Consider the following 20,725-nt stretch of genomic DNA (forward strand, 5'->3'; position numbering starts at 1 on the left):
AAGCTGAAAATTGAAACGACACACTGTTTCATTTCTCCGTAATAAGAAATGAAAAGCGGTGTGTTCGAGTCTCTCAAATTTTCGCAACACGGTGATGTTTTACGAAACATCTTCGGGTTGTGAGGTTAAGCGACTAAGCGTACACGGTGGATGCCCTGGCAGTCAGAGGCGATGAAGGACGTGCTAATCTGCGATAAGCGTCGGTGAGGTGATATGAACCGTTATAACCGGCGATTTCCGAATGGGGAAACCCAGTGTGTTTCGACACACTATCATTACGTGAATCCATAGCGTAATGAAGCGAACCGGGGGAACTGAAACATCTAAGTACCCCGAGGAAAAGAAATCAACCGAGATTCCCCCAGTAGCGGCGAGCGAACGGGGAGCAGCCCAGAGTCTGAATCAGCTTGTGTGTTAGTGGAACGGTCTGGAAAGTCCGACGGTACAGGGTGATAGTCCCGTACACCAAAATGCACAGGTTGTGAACTCGAAGAGTAGGGCGGGACACGTGGTATCCTGTCTGAATATGGGGGGACCATCCTCCAAGGCTAAATACTCCTGACTGACCGATAGTGAACCAGTACCGTGAGGGAAAGGCGAAAAGAACCCCGGCGAGGGGAGTGAAAAAGAACCTGAAACCGTGTACGTACAAGCAGTGGGAGCCTCTTTATGGGGTGACTGCGTACCTTTTGTATAATGGGTCAGCGACTTATATTCTGTAGCAAGGTTAACCGAATAGGGGAGCCGAAGGGAAACCGAGTCTTAACTGGGCGTTAAGTTGCAGGGTATAGACCCGAAACCCGGTGATCTAGCCATGGGCAGGTTGAAGGTTGGGTAACACTAACTGGAGGACCGAACCGACTAATGTTGAAAAATTAGCGGATGACTTGTGGCTGGGGGTGAAAGGCCAATCAAACCGGGAGATAGCTGGTTCTCCCCGAAAGCTATTTAGGTAGCGCCTCGTGAATTCATCTTCGGGGGTAGAGCACTGTTTCGGCTAGGGGGTCATCCCGACTTACCAACCCGATGCAAACTGCGAATACCGAAGAATGTTATCACGGGAGACACACGGCGGGTGCTAACGTCCGTCGTGAAGAGGGAAACAACCCAGACCGCCAGCTAAGGTCCCAAAGTCACAGTTAAGTGGGAAACGATGTGGGAAGGCACAGACAGCCAGGATGTTGGCTTAGAAGCAGCCATCATTTAAAGAAAGCGTAATAGCTCACTGGTCGAGTCGGCCTGCGCGGAAGATGTAACGGGGCTAAACTGTGCACCGAAGCTGCGGCAGCGACACTATGTGTTGTTGGGTAGGGGAGCGTTCTGTAAGCCGTTGAAGGTGTGTCGTGAGGCATGCTGGAGGTATCAGAAGTGCGAATGCTGACATAAGTAACGATAATGCGGGTGAAAAACCCGCACGCCGGAAGACCAAGGGTTCCTGTCCAACGTTAATCGGGGCAGGGTGAGTCGACCCCTAAGGCGAGGCCGAAAGGCGTAGTCGATGGGAAACAGGTTAATATTCCTGTACTTGGTGTTACTGCGAAGGGGGGACGGAGAAGGCTATGTTAGCCGGGCGACGGTTGTCCCGGTTTAAGCATGTAGGCGGGAAGTTTAGGTAAATCCGGACTTCTTTTAACGCTAAGGTGTGATGACGAGGCACTACGGTGCTGAAGTAACAAATGCCCTGCTTCCAGGAAAAGCCTCTAAGCATCAGGTAACACGAAATCGTACCCCAAACCGACACAGGTGGTCAGGTAGAGAATACCAAGGCGCTTGAGAGAACTCGGGTGAAGGAACTAGGCAAAATGGTGCCGTAACTTCGGGAGAAGGCACGCTGATATGTAGGTGAAGTGGTTTACCCATGGAGCTGAAATCAGTCGAAGATACCAGCTGGCTGCAACTGTTTATTAAAAACACAGCACTGTGCAAACACGAAAGTGGACGTATACGGTGTGACGCCTGCCCGGTGCCGGAAGGTTAATTGATGGGGTTATCCGTAAGGAGAAGCTCTTGATCGAAGCCCCGGTAAACGGCGGCCGTAACTATAACGGTCCTAAGGTAGCGAAATTCCTTGTCGGGTAAGTTCCGACCTGCACGAATGGCGTAATGATGGCCAGGCTGTCTCCACCCGAGACTCAGTGAAATTGAACTCGCTGTGAAGATGCAGTGTACCCGCGGCAAGACGGAAAGACCCCGTGAACCTTTACTATAGCTTGACACTGAACACTGGTCCTTGATGTGTAGGATAGGTGGGAGGCTTTGAAGTGTGGACGCCAGTCTGCATGGAGCCAACCTTGAAATACCACCCTTTAATGGCTGGTGTTCTAACGTGGACCCGTAATCCGGGTTGCGGACAGTGTCTGGTGGGTAGTTTGACTGGGGCGGTCTCCTCCTAAAGAGTAACGGAGGAGCACGAAGGTTAGCTAATCCTGGTCGGACATCAGGAGGTTAGTGCAAAGGCATAAGCTAGCTTGACTGCGAGAGTGACGGCTCGAGCAGGTGCGAAAGCAGGTCTTAGTGATCCGGTGGTTCTGAATGGAAGGGCCATCGCTCAACGGATAAAAGGTACTCCGGGGATAACAGGCTGATACCGCCCAAGAGTTCATATCGACGGCGGTGTTTGGCACCTCGATGTCGGCTCATCACATCCTGGGGCTGAAGTAGGTCCCAAGGGTATGGCTGTTCGCCATTTAAAGTGGTACGCGAGCTGGGTTTAGAACGTCGTGAGACAGTTCGGTCCCTATCTGCCGTGGGCGCTGGAGAATTGAGGGGGGCTGCTCCTAGTACGAGAGGACCGGAGTGGACGCATCACTGGTGTTCGGGTTGTCATGCCAATGGCATTGCCCGGTAGCTAAATGCGGAAGAGATAAGTGCTGAAAGCATCTAAGCACGAAACTTGCCCCGAGATGAGTTCTCCCTGAGACTATAAGTCTCCTGAAGGAACGTTAAAGACGATGACGTTGATAGGTCGGGTGTGTAAGTGTAGCGATACATTGAGCTAACCGATACTAATGAACCGTGAGGCTTAACCTTACAACGCCGAAGATGTTTTGGCGAAGAGACATCAGATTCAGCTTGATACAGATTACATCAGAACGCAGAAGCGGTCTGATAAACAGAATTTGCCTGGCGGCTGTAGCGCGGTGGTCCCACCTGACCCCATGCCGAACTCAGAAGTGAAACGCCGTAGCGCCGATGGTAGTGTGGGGTCTCCCCATGCGAGAGTAGGGAACTGCCAGGCATTAATTAAAGTGAAGAAGCCCATCCTGACGGATGGGCTTTTTTGCGTCTGTATTCCCGGATAACCAGGCTGTTGTAGGCCTGATAAGCGCAGCGCATCAGGCAATAAGTACGGCTACCCGTGTACGAGGCTGAGTAACGGGTACGGTCGTCCGAGATCGTCCACTTCCCTCCATCCCGTCACGCTAAATCCCATCTTCTTATAGAATCCAACTGCCTGTTTATTCTGTTCATTAACGTTGGTCGTTAGCGTTGAAGTCATTGATAAAGCATGTTCAATCAGTAACTTACCAACGCCGCGACCACGTGCATCCGGGTCGACGAACAGGGCATCCATATGCTGATCGGTCAGGAGCATAAAGGCGACAGGCTCATCTTGTTCTGTCACTGCAACCCATAGCGGAGCTTCTGGTAAAAATGAACGTACCAGTTCTTCCAGCTCAAGGCGATAATCCGGTGAGAGGAAATGGTGTGTCGCATCGACTGAACGACACCAGATAGATACGAGCTTATCACCTTCGTCCTTACGCGAACGACGAATGGTAAAGGGCATAGCATTCTCCTTTTATCTTTACTGCACTATTCTACAGCAAGGGCCGTGAAACTTTCTCAACTTGAGGATGCAGGCTCGACATTCGCATGATTCCTGGGTATCTTCAGCTATCTGGATGTCTAAACGTTTAAACGTATGTAGTGAGGTTATCAGGTTATGCCAATTCGCGTGCAGGACGAGCTACCCGCCGTCAATTTCTTGCGTGAGGAAAACGTCTTTGTGATGACGACATCCCGCGCTTCCGGTCAGGAAATTCGACCACTGAAGGTGCTCATCCTCAACCTGATGCCCAAGAAGATTGAAACGGAAAATCAGTTCCTGCGCTTACTGTCGAACTCCCCCCTGCAGGTAGATGTTCAGCTGTTACGCATTGATGCCCGGGAGTCACGTAACACCCCAACGGAACATCTGAATAACTTTTACTGTAATTTCGAGGATATCTGCGATCAGAACTTTGACGGACTGATCGTGACCGGCGCGCCGTTGGGTCTGGTTGAATTTAATGACGTGGCTTACTGGCCGCAGATTCAACAAGTGCTTGAATGGGCGAAAGATCACGTTACCTCGACGCTATTTGTTTGTTGGGCGGTACAGGCCGCGCTGAATATCCTGTACGGAATTCCTAAGCAAACCCGTACGGACAAACTCTCAGGTGTTTATGAGCACCATATTCTTCACCCTCATGCGCTACTGACGCGCGGATTTGATGATGCGTTCCTGGCTCCGCATTCGCGCTATGCCGATTTTCCTGCTGCGCTTATCCGGGACTACACCGATCTCGAGATTTTTGCCGAGACAGAAGAGGGAGATGCCTACCTGTTTGCCAGCAAAGATAAACGTATTGCCTTTGTGACGGGTCATCCGGAGTATGACGCCCATACGCTCGGCAGTGAGTATTTTCGTGACGTCGAAGCGGGCTTAACGCCGGAAGTACCCTATAACTACTTCCCGAAAGATGACCCGCAAAACAAACCGCGGGCAACCTGGCGCAGCCACGGCAATCTGTTGTTTACTAACTGGCTCAACTATTACGTCTACCAGATCACGCCATATGATCTGCGTCACATGAATCCAACGCTGGATTAATCTTCTGTAGCAGACGATCCTTAAGCGTTTCAGCATGTTGAATCAGGCACCTTCGGGTGCCTTTTTTATTTCCGAAACGCACCTCATCATGTAATTAAATTTTATTTATATTGTTATCAATGAGTTAATTGATATTTAAATTAAAAATGGAAATTGTTTTTGATTTTGAAATTTAAATGAGTAGTCTTAGTTGTGCTGAACGAAAACCGCACAACGATCCTTCGTTCGCATTGGGGATGTGATTGGATCAATGACGAGGAACTACGCAATGAATCAACAGGCAACGACAACCGATGAACTGGTCTTCACCAGGCCGCGTGGCGAACAGGAGCAACAAATTCTGACCGCTGAAGCAGTAGAGTTTCTGACTGAACTGGTGACAAGATTTACGCCAAAACGCAATAAACTTCTGGCTGCACGTATCCAGCAGCAGCAGGATATTGATGACGGTAAGTTGCCTGATTTTATTTCGGAAACGGCTTCCATTCGAGAAGGTAACTGGAAAATTCGCGGAATTCCTGATGATTTACTGGATCGCCGCGTAGAGATCACCGGACCCGTTGAGCGCAAGATGGTCATCAACGCGCTCAACGCGAACGTCAAAGTCTTTATGGCTGATTTTGAAGATTCGCTGGCTCCTGAGTGGAGCAAAGTAATCGACGGGCAGATAAACCTGCGTGATGCGGTCAATGGCACCATTAGCTATACCAACGAAGCGGGTAAAATTTATCAGCTCAAACCTAATCCGGCTCTGTTGGTATGCCGCGTTCGTGGTCTGCATCTGCCGGAAAAACACGTTACCTGGCGTGGCGAATCCATCCCGGGCAGCCTGTTCGATTTTGCCCTCTATTTCTTCCACAACTACAAAGCGTTGCTGGCAAAAGGCAGTGGCCCTTATTTCTATCTGCCAAAAACGCAGGCCTGGCAAGAAGCGGCATGGTGGAGCGAAGTGTTCAGCTATGCAGAAGATCGCTTTAATCTGCCTCGCGGCACCATCAAAGCGACTCTGCTGATTGAAACGCTGCCGGCCGTCTTCCAGATGGACGAAATTCTGCACGCCCTGCGTGACCATATTGTGGGTCTGAACTGCGGTCGCTGGGACTACATTTTCAGCTATATCAAAACGCTGAAGAACCATCCGGATCGCGTGCTGCCGGACCGTCAGGTGGTGACGATGGATAAGCCATTCCTCAGCGCCTATTCGCGTCTGCTGATTAAAACCTGTCATAAACGTGGCGCATTCGCGATGGGCGGCATGGCAGCGTTCATTCCCAGCAAAGATGCGGAACGTAACAACCAGGTTCTGACCAAGGTAAAAGCGGACAAAGCGCTGGAAGCAAATAACGGTCATGACGGCACATGGATTGCCCATCCGGGGCTGGCAGATACCGCTATGGCGGTGTTCAACGACGTACTCGGTGAAAACAAAAATCAGCTGTTCGTGACCCGTGAAGAAGATGCCCCGATTACCGCAGAACAACTGCTGGCACCTTGTGAAGGTGAACGTACTGAAGAAGGCATGCGCGCCAACATCCGTGTTGCGGTGCAGTACATCGAAGCGTGGATCTCCGGCAACGGCTGCGTACCGATTTACGGTCTGATGGAAGATGCGGCTACCGCAGAAATCTCCCGTACCTCCATCTGGCAGTGGATCCACCACCAGAAAACCCTCAGCAACGGCAAGCCGGTCACCAAACCGCTGTTTCGCCAGATGCTGGCCGAAGAGATGCTGGTGATTCAGGACGAGCTGGGCGAACACCGCTACAGCAGCGGGCGTTTTGACGATGCCGCGCGCCTGATGGAGCAAATCACTACCTCTGATGAATTGATCGATTTCTTGACCCTGCCAGGCTACCGCCTGCTGGCGTAATCCACCACATAACAATATGGAGCATCTGCACATGAAAACCCGTACTCAACAAATCGAAGAATTACAGAAAGAATGGACTCAACCGCGCTGGGAAGGCATCACCCGTCCATATAGCGCGGAGGAAGTGGTGAAATTACGTGGCTCGGTCAACCCGGAATGCACGCTGGCTCAGCTTGGCGCGGCGAAAATGTGGCGTCTGCTGCACGGCGAATCGAAGAAAGGTTATATCAACAGCCTCGGCGCGCTGACTGGCGGTCAGGCGCTGCAGCAGGCGAAAGCCGGTATTGAAGCGGTCTACCTTTCAGGATGGCAGGTGGCGGCAGATGCAAACCTGGCATCCAGCATGTACCCGGACCAATCGCTGTATCCGGCGAACTCCGTCCCGGCGGTGGTGGATCGGATCAACAACACATTCCGTCGCGCCGATCAGATCCAATGGTCTACCGGTATTGAACCGAACGATCCGCGCTATGTGGATTACTTCCTGCCGATCGTCGCCGATGCGGAAGCGGGTTTTGGCGGCGTCCTGAACGCGTTTGAACTGATGAAATCGATGATTGAGGCTGGTGCAGCGGCCGTCCACTTCGAAGATCAGCTCGCATCAGTGAAAAAATGTGGTCACATGGGCGGCAAAGTTCTGGTGCCGACTCAGGAAGCTATCCAGAAACTGGTGGCCGCCCGTCTGGCGGCCGACGTCATGGGCGTTCCGACGCTGGTTATTGCGCGTACTGATGCTGATGCAGCCGATCTGATAACGTCTGACTGCGACCCATACGACAGCGAGTTCATCACCGGCGAACGTACCAGCGAAGGGTTCTACCGTACGCATGCGGGTATTGAGCAGGCGATCAGCCGTGGTCTGGCCTATGCACCTTATGCGGATCTGGTGTGGTGTGAAACCTCCACGCCGGACCTCGAACTGGCGAAGCGCTTTGCCGATGCTATTCATGCGAAATTCCCAGGCAAACTGCTGGCCTACAACTGTTCGCCATCGTTTAACTGGCAGAAAAATCTGGATGATAAAACCATTGCCAGCTTCCAGCAGCAACTGTCAGATATGGGGTACAAATATCAGTTCATTACCCTGGCGGGCATCCACAGCATGTGGTTCAACATGTTCGACCTCGCACACTCCTATGCGCAGGGTGAAGGCATGCGTCACTATGTTGAGAAGGTTCAGCAGCCAGAATTTGCGGCGGCGAAAGACGGTTACACCTTCGTGTCCCATCAGCAGGAAGTGGGTACAGGCTACTTCGACAAAGTCACTACCATCATTCAGGGCGGCGCTTCCTCGGTGACCGCGCTGACCGGCTCGACCGAAGAATCGCAGTTTTGATTAATGCCCGGTGGCGCTGCGCTTACCGGGCCTACGAAGGGATGTAGGCCGGATAAGCGAACGCGCCATCCGGCATGACGTTGTGCCGGATGGGAGAAGTCGATGACGCGTGGCCTGGAATTACTGATTGCTCAGACGATTTTGCAAGGTTTCGACGCCCAGTACGGGCGTTTTCTGGAAGTCACCTCCGGCGCGCAGCAGCGTTTTGAACATGCCGACTGGCATGCGGTTCAGCAGGCGATGAAAAGCCGTATTCACCTTTACGATCATCACGTGGGTCTGGTGGTGGAGCAGTTGCGCTGCATTACAGACGGCAAAAGTACCGACGCGGATTTTTTACTTCGCGTGAAAGAGCATTACACCCGGCTATTGCCGGATTACCCGCGCTTCGAGATTGCGGAGAGCTTTTTTAACTCCGTTTACTGCCGGTTATTTGACCACCGCTCGCTGACTCCCGAGCGGCTGTTTATTTTCAGTTCTCAGCCAGAGCGTCGTTTCCGCACGATCCCACGCCCGTTGGCGAAAGATTTTTTCCCTGATTCAGGTTGGGAGTGGCTGCTCACTCGCGTCCTTAGCGATCTGCCCCTGCGTCTTCCATGGCAGAATAAATATCGTGATATCCACTACATCATCGAACACCTGACCGAAACCCTGGGAGCGGATGTGTTGCAGGGCTGCCATTTACAGGTGGCGAATGAACTGTTTTATCGTAACAAGGCCGCCTGGCTGGTCGGTAAGCTGATTACCCCTTCTGGAACGCTGCCGTTTTTACTGCCAATCCACCGGACAGACGAAGGTGAGCTGTTTGTCGATACCTGCCTGACCACGACGGCGGAGGCGAGCATTGTGTTTGGCTTTGCCCGTTCCTATTTCATGGTGTATGCACCGTTGCCCGCCGCACTGGTGGAGTGGTTGCGCGAGATCCTGCCCGGTAAAACCACCGCTGAATTGTATATGGCGATTGGCTGCCAGAAGCATGCAAAAACGGAAAGTTATCGGGAGTATCTGCTCTACCTGGCCAACTGTGATGAGCAGTTTATTGAAGCGCCGGGGATCCGCGGTATGGTGATGCTGGTGTTTACCCTGCCGGGCTTTGACCGGGTGTTTAAAATCATCAAAGACAAATTTGCGCCGCAAAAAGAGATGTCTGCCGCCCACGTCCGCGCCTGTTATCAACTGGTCAAAGAGCACGATCGTGTGGGGCGGATGGCTGACACCCAGGAGTTCGAGAATTTTGTGCTGGATAAACGGCAAATCGATCCTGCGCTGATGGCGCTGTTGTTACAGGAAGCACCGGAAAAAATTACCGATCTTGGCGATCAGATTGTCATTCGCCATCTGTATATCGAACGACGGATGGTGCCGCTGAATATCTGGCTGGAGCAGGTCGAAGGTCAACAACTGCGCGATGCCATTGAAGAGTACGGCAACGCGATTCGTCAGTTGGCCGCCGCCAATATTTTCCCCGGCGATATGCTGTTTAAGAACTTCGGCGTCACCCGTCACGGGCGCGTGGTGTTCTACGACTACGATGAAATCTGCTACATGACGGAGGTTAATTTCCGTCATATCCCGCTGCCACGCTACCCGGAAGATGAGATGAGCGCTGAGCCGTGGTACAGCGTATCGCCTGGAGATGTCTTCCCGGAAGAGTTTCGGCACTGGCTATGTGCTGATCCGCGTATTGGTCCGCTATTTGAAGAGATGCACGCTGACTTGTTCAGCGCCGACTACTGGCGTGGTCTGCAAACGCGGATTAAAAACGGGCATGTGGAAGATGTTTACGCCTACCGGCGCAAACAGCGTTTCAGCGTGCGTTATGAAACCGATCGTAAGCCGGGTAAGGCGTAGCCGCCACCCGGCAATCCCATCTTAACGAAACCCGCCATACGCCAGCGTCACTTCTTTCGCCGCTTTGATCGCCATGGCGCCAAACTCGGTCACGCGATCGTCGGTAATGCGCGAAATGGGGCCGGAGATGGAAATCGCGGCGAACGGCTCGCGGTGCTCGTCATAAATGCACGACGCCACGCAGCGCAGGCCCAGCGCATGTTCCTCATCATCAAAGGAATAGCCGCGCTTACGCGTCTGGGCCAAATCCTCTTTCAGATGCACCGGCGACACCAGCGTGGCGTGGGTGTATGCGTGCAGACCTTTACGGTGCAACAGCCCAGTCACCTGTTCTTCGCTCAGCTGGGATAAAAACGCTTTGCCCGCCCCGGAGGCGTGCATCGGCAGTTTGCCGCCGATAGGCGCAGACATACGCATCAATTGGGTACACTGCACCTGGTCGATAATAATCGCCTGATGGTCGCTTTGATCCAGCACGGCGAGGTTGACCGTTTCACCGGAGTCTTCCATCAGTTTGCGCAGGATTGGGTGGACAATCGCCAGCAGATTACGGCTTTGCAGAAAGCTGCTGCCGACGATAAACGCATGTGCGCCCACGGCCCAGTGGCCTAATTCACCGACCTGACGAACAAATCCCTGCTGCTGCATGGTGGTCAGCAAACGGTGAGTCGTGGAGTTTGGCAGGCCAGCCTGCTGCGCCAGCTCGGTCAGCGCCACGCTGCCGTTGGATTCCGCAATCCACTCGAGCAGCTTCAGGCCGCGCGTCAGGGACTGAACCTGCCCGGTTGCGGGCGCAGTAGTAGCGGCGGGTTTTCTACCGCGTTTCGCGGGAACGGGGGCAACCATGGCAGACTCCTTTTCTGTATCGTGGAAATCATTTTCGTTTTATTCAATTATAATGCAAGAATTCCTGTACTGATCGGATGAGTGAAGCTGAACATGTCTCATGTTGGCCGTTGTTCTCTTTTCCGCCTCTCAGGTTTGTGCCAGTATGACCTGTTGAGTTTTTTTCGGTCTGGTTGAGCGTTGTCGGGAGCGAGTGTGAGCAGCAAAGTAGAACAATTACGTCAGCAGTTAAATGAACGTATTCTGGTGCTGGACGGCGGTATGGGCACCATGATCCAGGGATATCGTCTGAGCGAAGAGGATTTCCGCGGCGAACGCTTTGCCGAATGGCCGTGCGATCTGAAAGGCAACAACGACCTGTTGGTGCTCAGCAAACCGGAGGTGATTGCCGCGATTCACAACGCCTACTTCGAGGCGGGCGCGGACATCATCGAAACCAACACCTTTAACTCCACGACTATCGCCATGGCGGATTACCAGATGGAATCCCTGTCGGCGGAAATCAACTTTGCGGCAGCCAAACTGGCGCGTGCGGCGGCAGACGAATGGACGGCGCGCACGCCGAACAAACCGCGCTATGTCGCGGGCGTGCTTGGCCCAACCAACCGTACAGCGTCTATCTCGCCCGACGTCAACGACCCGGCTTACCGTAATATTACCTTTGATCAGCTGGTGGCCGCCTACCGCGAATCCACCAAAGCGCTGGTGGAAGGCGGCAGTGACCTGATCCTGATTGAAACCGTTTTCGATACCCTCAACGCCAAAGCCGCTATTTTCGCGGTTAAAACTGAATTCGAGGCGCTGGGCGTTGAGCTGCCGATTATGCTCTCCGGCACCATCACCGACGCTTCCGGGCGTACACTCTCCGGCCAGACCACCGAAGCGTTTTATAACTCGCTGCGCCACGCCGATGCGCTGACCTTCGGTCTGAACTGTGCCTTAGGCCCGGACGAACTGCGCCAGTACGTGCAGGAACTGTCGCGTATTGCCGAATGCTACGTGACCGCGCACCCGAACGCCGGGCTGCCAAACGCTTTTGGTGAGTACGATCTTGATGCCGACACCATGGCGGCGCAAATCCGTGAATGGGCCGAAGCGGGCTTCCTGAATATTGTTGGTGGCTGCTGCGGCACCACGCCGGAACACATCGCCGCCATGAGTCGCGCCGTGGAAGGGCTGCCGCCACGCCGCTTGCCGGAAATCCCGGTTGCCTGCCGCCTTTCCGGCCTTGAGCCGCTGAACATCGGCGACGACAGCCTGTTTGTGAACGTCGGCGAGCGTACCAACGTTACCGGTTCGGCGAAGTTTAAGCGCCTGATCAAAGAAGAGAAATACAGCGAAGCGCTGGACGTCGCCCGCCAGCAGGTAGAAAGTGGCGCGCAGATCATCGATATCAACATGGATGAGGGGATGCTCGACGCCGAAGCGGCGATGGTTCGTTTCCTCAACCTGATTGCCGGTGAACCGGATATCGCCCGCGTGCCGATTATGATCGACTCCTCGAAATGGGAAGTAATCGAAAAAGGGCTGAAGTGCATTCAGGGTAAAGGCATCGTTAACTCCATCTCGATGAAAGAGGGGGTTGAGACCTTTATTCATCACGCGAAGCTGCTGCGTCGCTACGGTGCTGCAGTGGTGGTGATGGCCTTTGACGAGCAGGGCCAGGCCGACACCCGCGCGCGCAAAATTGAGATCTGCCGTCGGGCGTACAAGATTCTTACCGAAGAGGTGGGCTTCCCGCCGGAAGATATTATCTTTGACCCGAACATCTTTGCCGTCGCGACCGGCATTGAGGAACACAACAACTATGCGCAGGACTTTATCGGGGCCTGTGAAGACATCAAACGCGAACTGCCGCACGCGCTGATCTCCGGCGGCGTTTCTAACGTGTCATTCTCATTCCGTGGCAACGACCCGGTACGTGAAGCCATTCACGCGGTATTCCTCTACTACGCCATTCGCAACGGCATGGACATGGGGATTGTTAACGCCGGACAACTGGCAATCTATGACGACCTGCCCGCCGAGCTGCGCGATGCGGTTGAAGATGTGATCCTCAACCGCCGTGACGATGGCACCGAACGACTGCTGGAGCTTGCTGAGAAGTATCGCGGCAGTAAAACCGACGATACGGCGAATGCCCAGATGGCGGAGTGGCGCAGTTGGGACGTGAAAAAGCGCCTCGAATACTCGCTGGTGAAAGGCATTACCGAGTTTATTGAGCTGGATACCGAAGAAGCGCGCCAGCAGGCTGCGCGCCCGATCGAGGTTATTGAAGGACCGCTGATGGACGGCATGAACGTGGTTGGCGACCTGTTCGGCGAGGGCAAAATGTTCCTGCCGCAGGTGGTGAAATCCGCCCGCGTGATGAAGCAGGCGGTGGCGTACCTCGAACCGTACATTGAGGCCAGCAAAGAGAAAGGCTCCAGCAACGGCAAAATGGTCATCGCTACCGTGAAGGGCGACGTGCACGACATCGGTAAAAATATCGTCGGCGTGGTGCTGCAATGTAACAACTACGAAATCGTCGATCTTGGCGTGATGGTGCCCGCGGAGAAAATCCTCAGAACCGCGCGTGAAGTGAATGCCGATCTGATTGGCCTTTCCGGGCTGATTACCCCTTCGCTGGACGAAATGGTCAACGTGGCGAAAGAGATGGAGCGTCAGGGCTTCACCATCCCACTGCTGATTGGCGGTGCGACCACCTCGAAAGCACACACTGCGGTGAAAATTGAGCAGAACTACAGTGGCCCGACGGTTTACGTGCAGAACGCCTCGCGTACCGTTGGTGTCGTGGCTGCGCTGCTCTCTGACACCCAGCGCGATGACTTTGTCGCCCGTACGCGTAAAGAGTACGAAACTGTGCGTATCCAGCATGCGCGTAAGAAACCGCGTACTCCGCCCGTAACGTTACAGGCTGCCCGCGACAACGATCTGGCCTTTGACTGGGAAAACTACACCCCGCCGGTGGCGCACCGTCTGGGCGTACAGGAAGTGGAAGCCAGCATCGAAACCCTGCGCAACTACATCGACTGGACGCCGTTCTTTATGACCTGGTCGTTGGCCGGGAAATATCCGCGAATCCTCGAAGATGAAGTAGTGGGCGAAGAGGCGAAGCGCCTGTTCAAAGATGCCAACGACATGCTGGATAAACTCAGCGCTGAGAAGACGCTGAATCCGCGTGGCGTGGTGGGTTTATTCCCGGCCAACCGTGTGGGTGACGACATCGAGATCTACCGTGATGAAACACGTACACACGTGCTTAACGTGAGTCATCATCTGCGTCAGCAAACGGAAAAAGTCGGTTTCGCCAACTACTGCTTGTCGGACTTTGTCGCGCCGAAACTGAGCGGTAAAGCAGATTACATTGGGGCTTTCGCGGTTACCGGTGGTCTGGAGGAAGATGCGCTGGCAGATGCTTTCGAAGCGCAACATGACGACTACAACAAGATCATGGTGAAAGCGATTGCTGACCGTCTGGCGGAAGCGTTCGCGGAATACTTGCACGAGCGCGTGCGTAAAGTCTACTGGGGCTATGCGGCGAACGAGAATCTCAGTAACGAGGAGCTGATCCGCGAAAACTACCAGGGGATTCGCCCGGCACCGGGCTATCCGGCGTGTCCGGAACACACCGAAAAAGCCACCATCTGGGAACTGCTGGACGTAGAGGCGCACACTGGGATGAAGCTCACCGAATCCTTCGCCATGTGGCCAGGTGCCTCGGTATCCGGCTGGTATTTCAGTCATCCGGACAGCAAGTACTACGCCGTGGCGCAAATCCAGCGCGATCAGGTTGAAGATTATGCCTTCCGTAAAGGGATGAGCGTGGCAGAAGTGGAGCGCTGGTTAGCGCCGAACCTCGGCTACGACGCCGACTGATTCACAAAACTGTCATCTTTATTTACAACAAACAGGGCACTCAATGAGTGCCCTGTCTCTTTATTACGTTTAAACCCTTATACTGAAAGAAGGCTTCGGCCTCAGGAACATATAACGATAAGGAGTACCTGATTCCGTGTTAACTCTGTTACACCTGCTTTCTGCTGTTTCTATGCTGGTCTGGGGTACGCATATTGTGCGTACCGGCGTGATGCGTGTCTTTGGTGCCCGTTTACGCACTGTGCTCAGCCGTAGTGTTGAAAAGAAGCCGCTCGCCTTTTGCGCGGGGATCGGCGTTACTGCTCTGGTGCAAAGCAGTAACGCTACCACCATGCTGGTGACGTCGTTTGTCGCGCAGGATCTCGTGGCGCTCACCCCTGCGCTGGTGATTGTCCTGGGTGCCGACGTGGGGACCGCGCTGATGGCGCGTATCCTGACTTTCGATCTCTCCTGGCTGTCGCCCTTGCTGATTTTTATCGGCGTCATTTTCTTTCTTGGGCGCAAGCAGTCTCGTGCCGGACAGCTGGGGCGGGTCGGTATTGGGCTGGGGTTGATTTTACTGGCGCTGGAGCTGATTGTGCAGGCAGTAACGCCGATCACTCAGGCTAATGGCGTACAGGTTATTTTCGCCTCGCTCACCGGCGATATCATGCTGGATGCGCTGATTGGCGCCATGTTTGCGATTATCAGTTACTCCAGCCTGGCGGCGGTACTGCTGACGGCCACGCTGACCGCTGCAGGCATTATCTCGTTCCCGGTGGCGCTGTGTCTGGTGATTGGCGCCAACCTCGGATCCGGCCTGTTGGCGATGCTTAACAACAGCGCCGCTAATGCCGCCGCCCGCCGAGTGGCGCTAGGTAGCCTGCTGTTTAAGCTGGTGGGTAGCCTGATTATCCTGCCGTTTGTTCATCCGTTGGCGAATTTGATGGATGAGCTACCGCTGCCGAAATCCGAACTGGTTATCTACTTCCACGTCTTCTACAACCTGGTACGCTGCGTGGCGATGGTGCCGTTCGCTGAACCGATGGCGCGTTTTTGTAAGCGCATCATCCGCGATGAGCCGGAGCTGGATGCACATCTGAAGCCCAAACATCTGGACGTCAGTGCGCTGGATACGCCGACGCTTGCTCTCGCTAATGCCGCCCGCGAAGCGCTGCGTATTGGCGATGCGATGGAGCAGATGATGGACGGGTTGAAGAAGGTGATGCACGGCGAGCCGCGCGAAGAGAAAGAGTTGCGCAGGATGGCGGATGACATCAACGTGCTGTACACGGCGATTAAGCTCTATCTGGCGCGGATGCCAAAGGATGAACTGGCGGAAGAGGAATCACGCCGTTGGGCGGAGATTATCGAAATGTCGCTCAACCTTGAGCAGGCTTCCGATATTGTCGAACGTATGGGCAGTGAGATAGCCGATAAGTCGCTGGCCGCCCGTCGGGCATTCTCGGTAGAAGGGCTGAAAGAGCTGGATGCGCTCTACGATCTGCTGCTCAGCAATCTGCAACTGGCGATGTCGGTATTCTTCTCAGGCGATGTGACCAGCGCCCGCCGTCTGCGTCGTAGCAAGCACCGTTTCCGTATTCTCAACCGTCGCTATTCGCATGCGCACGTTGACCGTCTGCATCAGCAGAACGTGCAAAGCATCGAGACCAGTTCCCTGCACCTGGCGCTGTTGGGCGATATGCAGCGTCTGAACTCACTGTTTTGCTCTGTGGCTTACAGCGTGCTGGAACAGCCGGATGAAGACGATGAGCGTGAGTACTAACGAGGACAGATGAAATGTTGCCCGGTGACGCTGATGCTTACCGGGCCTACGGATAACCGTCAATGTTGTCATTTACCTTGTAGGCCGGATAAGGCGAAGCCGCCATCCGGCATCAGACAACAAATCAACTAAAAGCAGTGGCCTGCCTCAACGGCAACCGCCTCTTCACCCGCTTTAAAGATATACGTGGTGTTTGGGCCGCCGAGCACAGATTGACCGTTACTCACTTTGATCCAGTTCCCTTCCGGCAAGCCAATCACCGTCAGCTCTGGTGCAACCACCAGCAGTTCGCGAATACGCTGTTCACGCGTTTCGCCTTTATGGCCTTCCGGCAGCGCGTTGGTGAAGTGCGGATTAATTTGCAGTGGGAACAGACCCAGGGCATCAAAGCCTTTGGGATCGACAATCGGCATGTCGTTGGTGGTGCGGATGGTCTGGCAGGCAAGGTTGGAACCCGCGCTCCAGCCGATGTACAGCGCACCGCGTTTGACGACATCCACAATCGGCGCCAGCAGCCCGCGCTCGCGGCTCTCTTTCAGCAACTGGAAGGTATTACCCCCGCCGACAATCACCAGCTCGGCGTTTTCAATGGCAGCAATCGGATCGGCAACGGTATGAATGCCCGTAACATTGACGCCCATTGGCGCAAAGATGGCTGCTGTTTTCGCCGTGTACTCATCCCAGGTTTGCGTCACGCCAGCGAACGGAATAAACACTGCCGTGCGGCGACCATTCAGTTGCTCAGCAATCAGCGGCAGCGCATGTTCCATCCAGCCTTTGCCCGGCAGCGTCGAGTTACTCAATAAAAGCAGTTCCATCATTTCTCCATGTAATCAGAAAATTACCAACCGCACTAATGCTACCACTATCAATCTAATGCCTTACTGATATGGCTCACGATGTTGGAAGGGGAGATAGAAGCTGGGACTATTTTCTAAGTGTCAATCCAATACCGAGCGCCTTCATCACCGCCAGCGTGGTTTTCAGCGTCGGGTTTCCTTTCTCACTAAACGAGCGATAGAGTTGTTCGCGGGATAATCCCGTTTCTGCCGCGATGCTCGCCATTCCCTTAGCGCGTGCCACCACGCCCAATGCTTTTGCAATGTACGTTGCATCGCCTGTTTCGAGGGCATCCGCCATAAATACAGCAATTTCTTCATCATCAACTAGCGCAGCAGCGGGATCGTACTGAGTAAGCTTATTCATGGCGGAAGGTCTCCTGATAGTCCAGTGAACGGGCGAGCATTCTCCAATAGGTTTAACATCGCCAGCTAAACCATTCGGCAGTCGAAAAAGTCGTGCGGCAATGAGCGTTTTGGCCCTGCGATCCCGTAGATTCTGTTCCCAGCGTTGGAAAACCGTGGTCTGAAGAATTTCCATGATTACGTTCCATGTATTTTATAAACTACATTATGAATTGACAAGTTGAAAGTAGAGAATAAAAAACTGGGAGGTGAGAGGAAATGCTGGTGGGCGTAAACAGGAAAGCACCTCGCAGACATCTTCTTCGGGGCGTGACAGGCCTGTGCAACCACCTTAGTGTGACATGATGATTTGCTGGTCGGGGAATAGGAAATGCTCGCTTATTACGCTAATCTTAGGCATGTCATGCGCACTGCTATGGGGGTTATCATGCGCACTGTGTCTAAGGTAAAAAAATCAGTCAATGTCTCTCTGGCTCCAGAGATACTGGAAGAGGCGCGCAAGCTTAAAATCAATCTGTCAGCGGTTTTAACCGAAGCCCTGATCGAAAAATTTCGCGAGAACAAACGCGAAGAATGGTTGCGGGATAATAAAAAATCGATAGAAGCATTAAATCAATGGGTGGAAGAAAACGGTTCGTTCAGTGATTTTCAAAGGACATTCTGATGGAGCAGTATTGCGCTTATGAAAATACAGGAAGTGGAAAAAGCGTTTATCCGTTTTTAATTAGCTTACAGCATCCGGTGGCCGCTGTTTTGCAGCATGTACTGGTCGCACCCGTTATAGCGCTAAGCCAGTTTCCCAACGAAGTCCCGCCAGCTAAAATTTGCCCGGTTGTTAGCATTGGTGGGCAAGCCTATGTGGTGATGACGTACATGATGACAGGCATACCTGTGAAGAATGTGGGTAACTTTGTGGGAGATCTGACCGCAAACAGGGCAGAACTTCGGGATGCGATTGATTTTCTGATTAATGGCTATTAGAGCGCCCATCCCTGGCGCTCTGTTCCTGCTTCGTTACCCCGCCCGCGCAAATTCTGCCGCTTCGGCAATCAATGCGTCATCCGGGCGTACGCCGGTATACATAGCGAACTGCTCTACGGCCTGTAAGGCAATCACCTCTGCACCGCTGATGGTCTTTTTACCCAACTGCTGTGCCAGCTTAATCACCGGTGTTTCCGGCGGCAGGGCGACGACGTCAAAAACGACGCTTGCCGTAGAGACCATCGCTTCGCTGTAGGCCAGTTCATGGCTCTCTTTGCCGCCAGCCATGCCGACGGGCGTCACGTTGACCAGAATATCGCAGGCAATCCCTTCCGACTGGGGCTGCCACTGGAAACCGTACTGTTTTGCCAGCGCCGGGCCGCTCTCGCGATTGCGCGCGGCAATGATGACATCTGTAAATCCGGCATCGCGAAACGCGGCGATAACCGCTTTACCCATTCCACCGCTGCCGCGAATCATCACGCGTGCGCTGCTATTGAGCTGGTGGCTGGCAATCAGGCTTTTTACCGCAATGTAGTCGGTGTTAAATCCTGTCAGCGTACCGTTGTCATTGACGATGGTGTTGACGGAATCAATGACGCTTGCGGAAGGATCGATGGCATCCAGAAACGGCATGCAGCTCTCTTTGAACGGCATAGAGACCGCACAGCCGCGAATTCCGAGTGCGCGAACGCCTTTCACTGCGGCCTCAATATCCTGCGTGGTAAAGGCTTTGTAGATAAAATTTAACCCTAATTTTTGATACAGATAGTTGTGAAAGCGAGTGCCGAAGTTGCCGGGGCGACCGGCAAGCGACATGCACAACTGGGTGTCGCGGTTAATCATGTTAAATTTCCTCGGCGTGAGACAATATGTACTGTTCGGCTTCCTGCGACCAAATCCCCTCATGTCGCTCCAGGATATCGCGCAAGGCTGGATCATCAATCTGGGTGAGCGCGGTTAATGGTAAGGCTTTGCCGGTGTAAACCAGTTTTTTCCCGCCGCCGACTGTTGGCAGTTCCAGCGTGGTTTCACCTGCCGCATTCAGCCCCAGAATGTGCGTCACCACTTTTGCCGCCTGAACTTTCTTCTCTTCGATAAGTTTAACCGCCGCGCGCATGTCGTCGGTATTGCCGCCAGACGTCCCAACATAATGGGTGAAGGCGTAGTGTACGTCGTAGAAGTTAATCGGCGCGCTAAATTGCTTATCCTGCGGACCAGCAAAGAAGTTCATGCAACCATCGGCAGCCAGCAGGGAAGAGGCCAGCGTAACCAGCTGTTCGTTGGGCACAAACACAAAGATGTCATCAAACCCGTGCCCGCCGCTCAGCGCCATTAAGGTGTCATAACTCGCATCCTGGGCGTGGAGATAATGGATCAACGTTTGTGGTTCTGATGGATAGTGCTTGCGGGCGTAGCTCAACTTGTCGTTATTGGTGTCGGTTACCACCAGCAGCGCCGGGTTAACCGGGCCATGCAGTGCATAGTCGATCGCCAGTAGTCCCATCGGCCCGGTGCCGCCGAGTATCAGTGTACGTCCCTGCGGACGAAGGCCCATCTTATGGTTATAAGAGCCTTCCTGCAGGTGATAGTTGGCGTTGAATGCGCCAATCACGCAGGACAGCGGCTCAACCAGCGAACCTTCAAAATAGGTTTCGCCTTCGTAGGCCAGCAGGCAGTCCTGCTCCATCACCTCATTGGGAATAACGACGTGGGTGGCTTCACCGCCCACCCACGGGAAGGAGTATCCCGGACAGTCCGGGCGATCCGGCAGTTGCAGGTTAGCCTGAATGACATAGCGCTGGCCGGGTTGAAACTTATGCTGCCATTTTTTGCCTACGGCAATAATGTCGCCGCAAAACTCATGACCGATGATGATTGGGTTGGTGGCCACATCGTCCGGCACCTTTTTGTGGTTCTCGCCCTGGTTAGCCTCTTTCCAGGAAGAAAGGCACAGGCTGTCGGTTACGACTGAGGCCAGAATTTCATCGTCCTGCATTTCAGGAAGGTCGAAGGTTTCCAGGCGCAGATCGCGTTTACCATAAAGACGTAAAGCTGTTGTTGTTTGCATTGTTACCACCTCTTCCTCTTTCGAGGACTATTTGTTGAAGTTGCC

The 20,725-nt window shown here is 53.7% G+C and carries 14 protein-coding genes and 2 rRNA genes; 10 read left to right on the plus strand and 6 right to left on the minus strand.

Features of this window, described 5'->3' with window-relative positions:
* Positions 1–123 precede the first annotated feature (123 nt).
* Positions 124–3,030 (plus strand): 23S ribosomal RNA (locus tag AL515_RS02815).
* A gap of 92 nt (positions 3,031–3,122) precedes the next feature.
* Positions 3,123–3,238 (plus strand): 5S ribosomal RNA (gene rrf / locus AL515_RS02820).
* 114 nt (positions 3,239–3,352) lie between these two features.
* Here rrf and AL515_RS02825 read toward each other — a convergent pair.
* The gene (locus AL515_RS02825) at positions 3,353–3,790 is read right to left on the minus strand and encodes an acetyltransferase (protein WP_061067002.1); all 438 of its coding nucleotides are present in this window, start codon (positions 3,788–3,790) and stop codon (positions 3,353–3,355) included.
* A gap of 156 nt (positions 3,791–3,946) precedes the next feature.
* Between AL515_RS02825 and metA the strand changes: the two genes are divergently transcribed.
* The 4 genes from metA (at position 3,947) to aceK (ending at position 9,933) form a co-directional block, all read left to right on the plus strand.
* Complete coding sequence (metA, locus tag AL515_RS02830) at positions 3,947–4,876, plus strand: homoserine O-acetyltransferase MetA (RefSeq protein WP_003841431.1); 930 nt, start codon at positions 3,947–3,949, stop codon at positions 4,874–4,876.
* A gap of 268 nt (positions 4,877–5,144) precedes the next feature.
* Entirely contained in the window at positions 5,145–6,746 is a 1,602-nt protein-coding gene (gene aceB, locus AL515_RS02835) for a malate synthase A (RefSeq protein ID WP_061067003.1), read from the plus strand.
* 31 nt (positions 6,747–6,777) lie between these two features.
* Positions 6,778–8,082 carry an isocitrate lyase gene (aceA, locus tag AL515_RS02840; RefSeq protein ID WP_003031609.1) on the plus strand — a complete coding sequence of 435 codons (1,305 nt, stop codon included), beginning with the start codon at positions 6,778–6,780 and terminating at the stop codon, positions 8,080–8,082.
* Between the two features lie 102 nt (positions 8,083–8,184).
* Positions 8,185–9,933, plus strand: coding sequence for a bifunctional isocitrate dehydrogenase kinase/phosphatase (gene aceK, locus AL515_RS02845; protein WP_061067004.1), 1,749 nt, complete (start codon positions 8,185–8,187; stop codon positions 9,931–9,933).
* A gap of 21 nt (positions 9,934–9,954) precedes the next feature.
* Here aceK and iclR read toward each other — a convergent pair whose 3' ends face one another.
* On the minus strand, positions 9,955–10,779 hold the full coding sequence (gene iclR / locus AL515_RS02850; RefSeq protein ID WP_003844677.1) for a glyoxylate bypass operon transcriptional repressor IclR: 825 nt from the start codon (positions 10,777–10,779) through the stop codon (positions 9,955–9,957).
* A 195-nt stretch (positions 10,780–10,974) separates the two neighbouring features.
* Here iclR and metH point away from each other — a divergent pair, with 195 nt between their 5' ends.
* The gene (metH, locus tag AL515_RS02855) at positions 10,975–14,658 is read left to right on the plus strand and encodes a methionine synthase (protein ID WP_061067005.1); all 3,684 of its coding nucleotides are present in this window, start codon (positions 10,975–10,977) and stop codon (positions 14,656–14,658) included.
* A 136-nt stretch (positions 14,659–14,794) separates the two neighbouring features.
* Positions 14,795–16,423, plus strand: a complete 1,629-nt coding sequence (locus tag AL515_RS02860) for a Na/Pi cotransporter family protein (RefSeq protein WP_061067006.1) — start codon at positions 14,795–14,797, stop codon at positions 16,421–16,423.
* Positions 16,424–16,551: 128 nt separating this feature from the next.
* On the opposite strand, the gene pepE is transcribed toward AL515_RS02860, so the two are convergent.
* Together pepE and AL515_RS02870 are read right to left on the minus strand one after the other, a co-directional pair.
* Entirely contained in the window at positions 16,552–17,241 is a 690-nt protein-coding gene (gene pepE, locus AL515_RS02865; protein WP_032942056.1) for a dipeptidase PepE, read from the minus strand.
* 109 nt (positions 17,242–17,350) lie between these two features.
* Positions 17,351–17,629, minus strand: coding sequence for an addiction module antidote protein (locus tag AL515_RS02870; protein ID WP_048213961.1), 279 nt, complete (start codon positions 17,627–17,629; stop codon positions 17,351–17,353).
* Positions 17,630–17,998: 369 nt separating this feature from the next.
* Here AL515_RS02870 and AL515_RS02875 point away from each other — a divergent pair, with 369 nt between their 5' ends.
* Together AL515_RS02875 and AL515_RS02880 are read left to right on the plus strand one after the other, a co-directional pair.
* The gene (locus tag AL515_RS02875) at positions 17,999–18,292 is read left to right on the plus strand and encodes a type II toxin-antitoxin system CcdA family antitoxin (protein WP_003844689.1); all 294 of its coding nucleotides are present in this window, start codon (positions 17,999–18,001) and stop codon (positions 18,290–18,292) included.
* Positions 18,292–18,609, plus strand: coding sequence for a CcdB family protein (locus tag AL515_RS02880; RefSeq protein WP_003841409.1), 318 nt, complete (start codon positions 18,292–18,294; stop codon positions 18,607–18,609). Before AL515_RS02875 ends, AL515_RS02880 begins: the two co-directional genes overlap by 1 nt.
* Positions 18,610–18,642: 33 nt before the next feature.
* On the opposite strand, the gene AL515_RS02885 is transcribed toward AL515_RS02880, so the two are convergent.
* Both AL515_RS02885 and sorE read right to left on the minus strand, forming a co-directional pair.
* Positions 18,643–19,455 carry a shikimate 5-dehydrogenase gene (locus tag AL515_RS02885; protein WP_061067007.1) on the minus strand — a complete coding sequence of 271 codons (813 nt, stop codon included), beginning with the start codon at positions 19,453–19,455 and terminating at the stop codon, positions 18,643–18,645.
* Position 19,456: 1 nt separating this feature from the next.
* On the minus strand, positions 19,457–20,680 hold the full coding sequence (gene sorE / locus AL515_RS02890; RefSeq protein WP_061067008.1) for an L-sorbose 1-phosphate reductase: 1,224 nt from the start codon (positions 20,678–20,680) through the stop codon (positions 19,457–19,459).
* Between the last annotated feature and the right edge of the window lie 45 nt (positions 20,681–20,725).

Origin of the sequence: Citrobacter sp. FDAARGOS_156 (assembly GCF_001559235.2) — a bacterium.
Taxonomy (GTDB): Bacteria; Pseudomonadota; Gammaproteobacteria; order Enterobacterales; family Enterobacteriaceae; genus Citrobacter; species Citrobacter youngae.

What these genes read in the sequence shown, in the direction of transcription:
- AL515_RS02825 (WP_061067002.1), bottom strand. Translation starts at nt 3,790, where the DNA reads ATGCCCTTTACCATTCGTCGTTCGCGTAAGGACGAAGGTGATAAGCTC.
- metA (WP_003841431.1), top strand. Translation starts at nt 3,947, where the DNA reads ATGCCAATTCGCGTGCAGGACGAGCTACCCGCCGTCAATTTCTTGCGT.
- aceB (WP_061067003.1), top strand. Translation starts at nt 5,145, where the DNA reads ATGAATCAACAGGCAACGACAACCGATGAACTGGTCTTCACCAGGCCG.
- aceA (WP_003031609.1), top strand. Translation starts at nt 6,778, where the DNA reads ATGAAAACCCGTACTCAACAAATCGAAGAATTACAGAAAGAATGGACT.
- aceK (WP_061067004.1), top strand. Translation starts at nt 8,185, where the DNA reads ATGACGCGTGGCCTGGAATTACTGATTGCTCAGACGATTTTGCAAGGT.
- iclR (WP_003844677.1), bottom strand. Translation starts at nt 10,779, where the DNA reads ATGGTTGCCCCCGTTCCCGCGAAACGCGGTAGAAAACCCGCCGCTACT.
- pepE (WP_032942056.1), bottom strand. Translation starts at nt 17,241, where the DNA reads ATGGAACTGCTTTTATTGAGTAACTCGACGCTGCCGGGCAAAGGCTGG.
- AL515_RS02870 (WP_048213961.1), bottom strand. Translation starts at nt 17,629, where the DNA reads ATGAATAAGCTTACTCAGTACGATCCCGCTGCTGCGCTAGTTGATGAT.
- AL515_RS02875 (WP_003844689.1), top strand. Translation starts at nt 17,999, where the DNA reads ATGCTCGCTTATTACGCTAATCTTAGGCATGTCATGCGCACTGCTATG.
- AL515_RS02880 (WP_003841409.1), top strand. Translation starts at nt 18,292, where the DNA reads ATGGAGCAGTATTGCGCTTATGAAAATACAGGAAGTGGAAAAAGCGTT.
- AL515_RS02885 (WP_061067007.1), bottom strand. Translation starts at nt 19,455, where the DNA reads ATGATTAACCGCGACACCCAGTTGTGCATGTCGCTTGCCGGTCGCCCC.
- sorE (WP_061067008.1), bottom strand. Translation starts at nt 20,680, where the DNA reads ATGCAAACAACAACAGCTTTACGTCTTTATGGTAAACGCGATCTGCGC.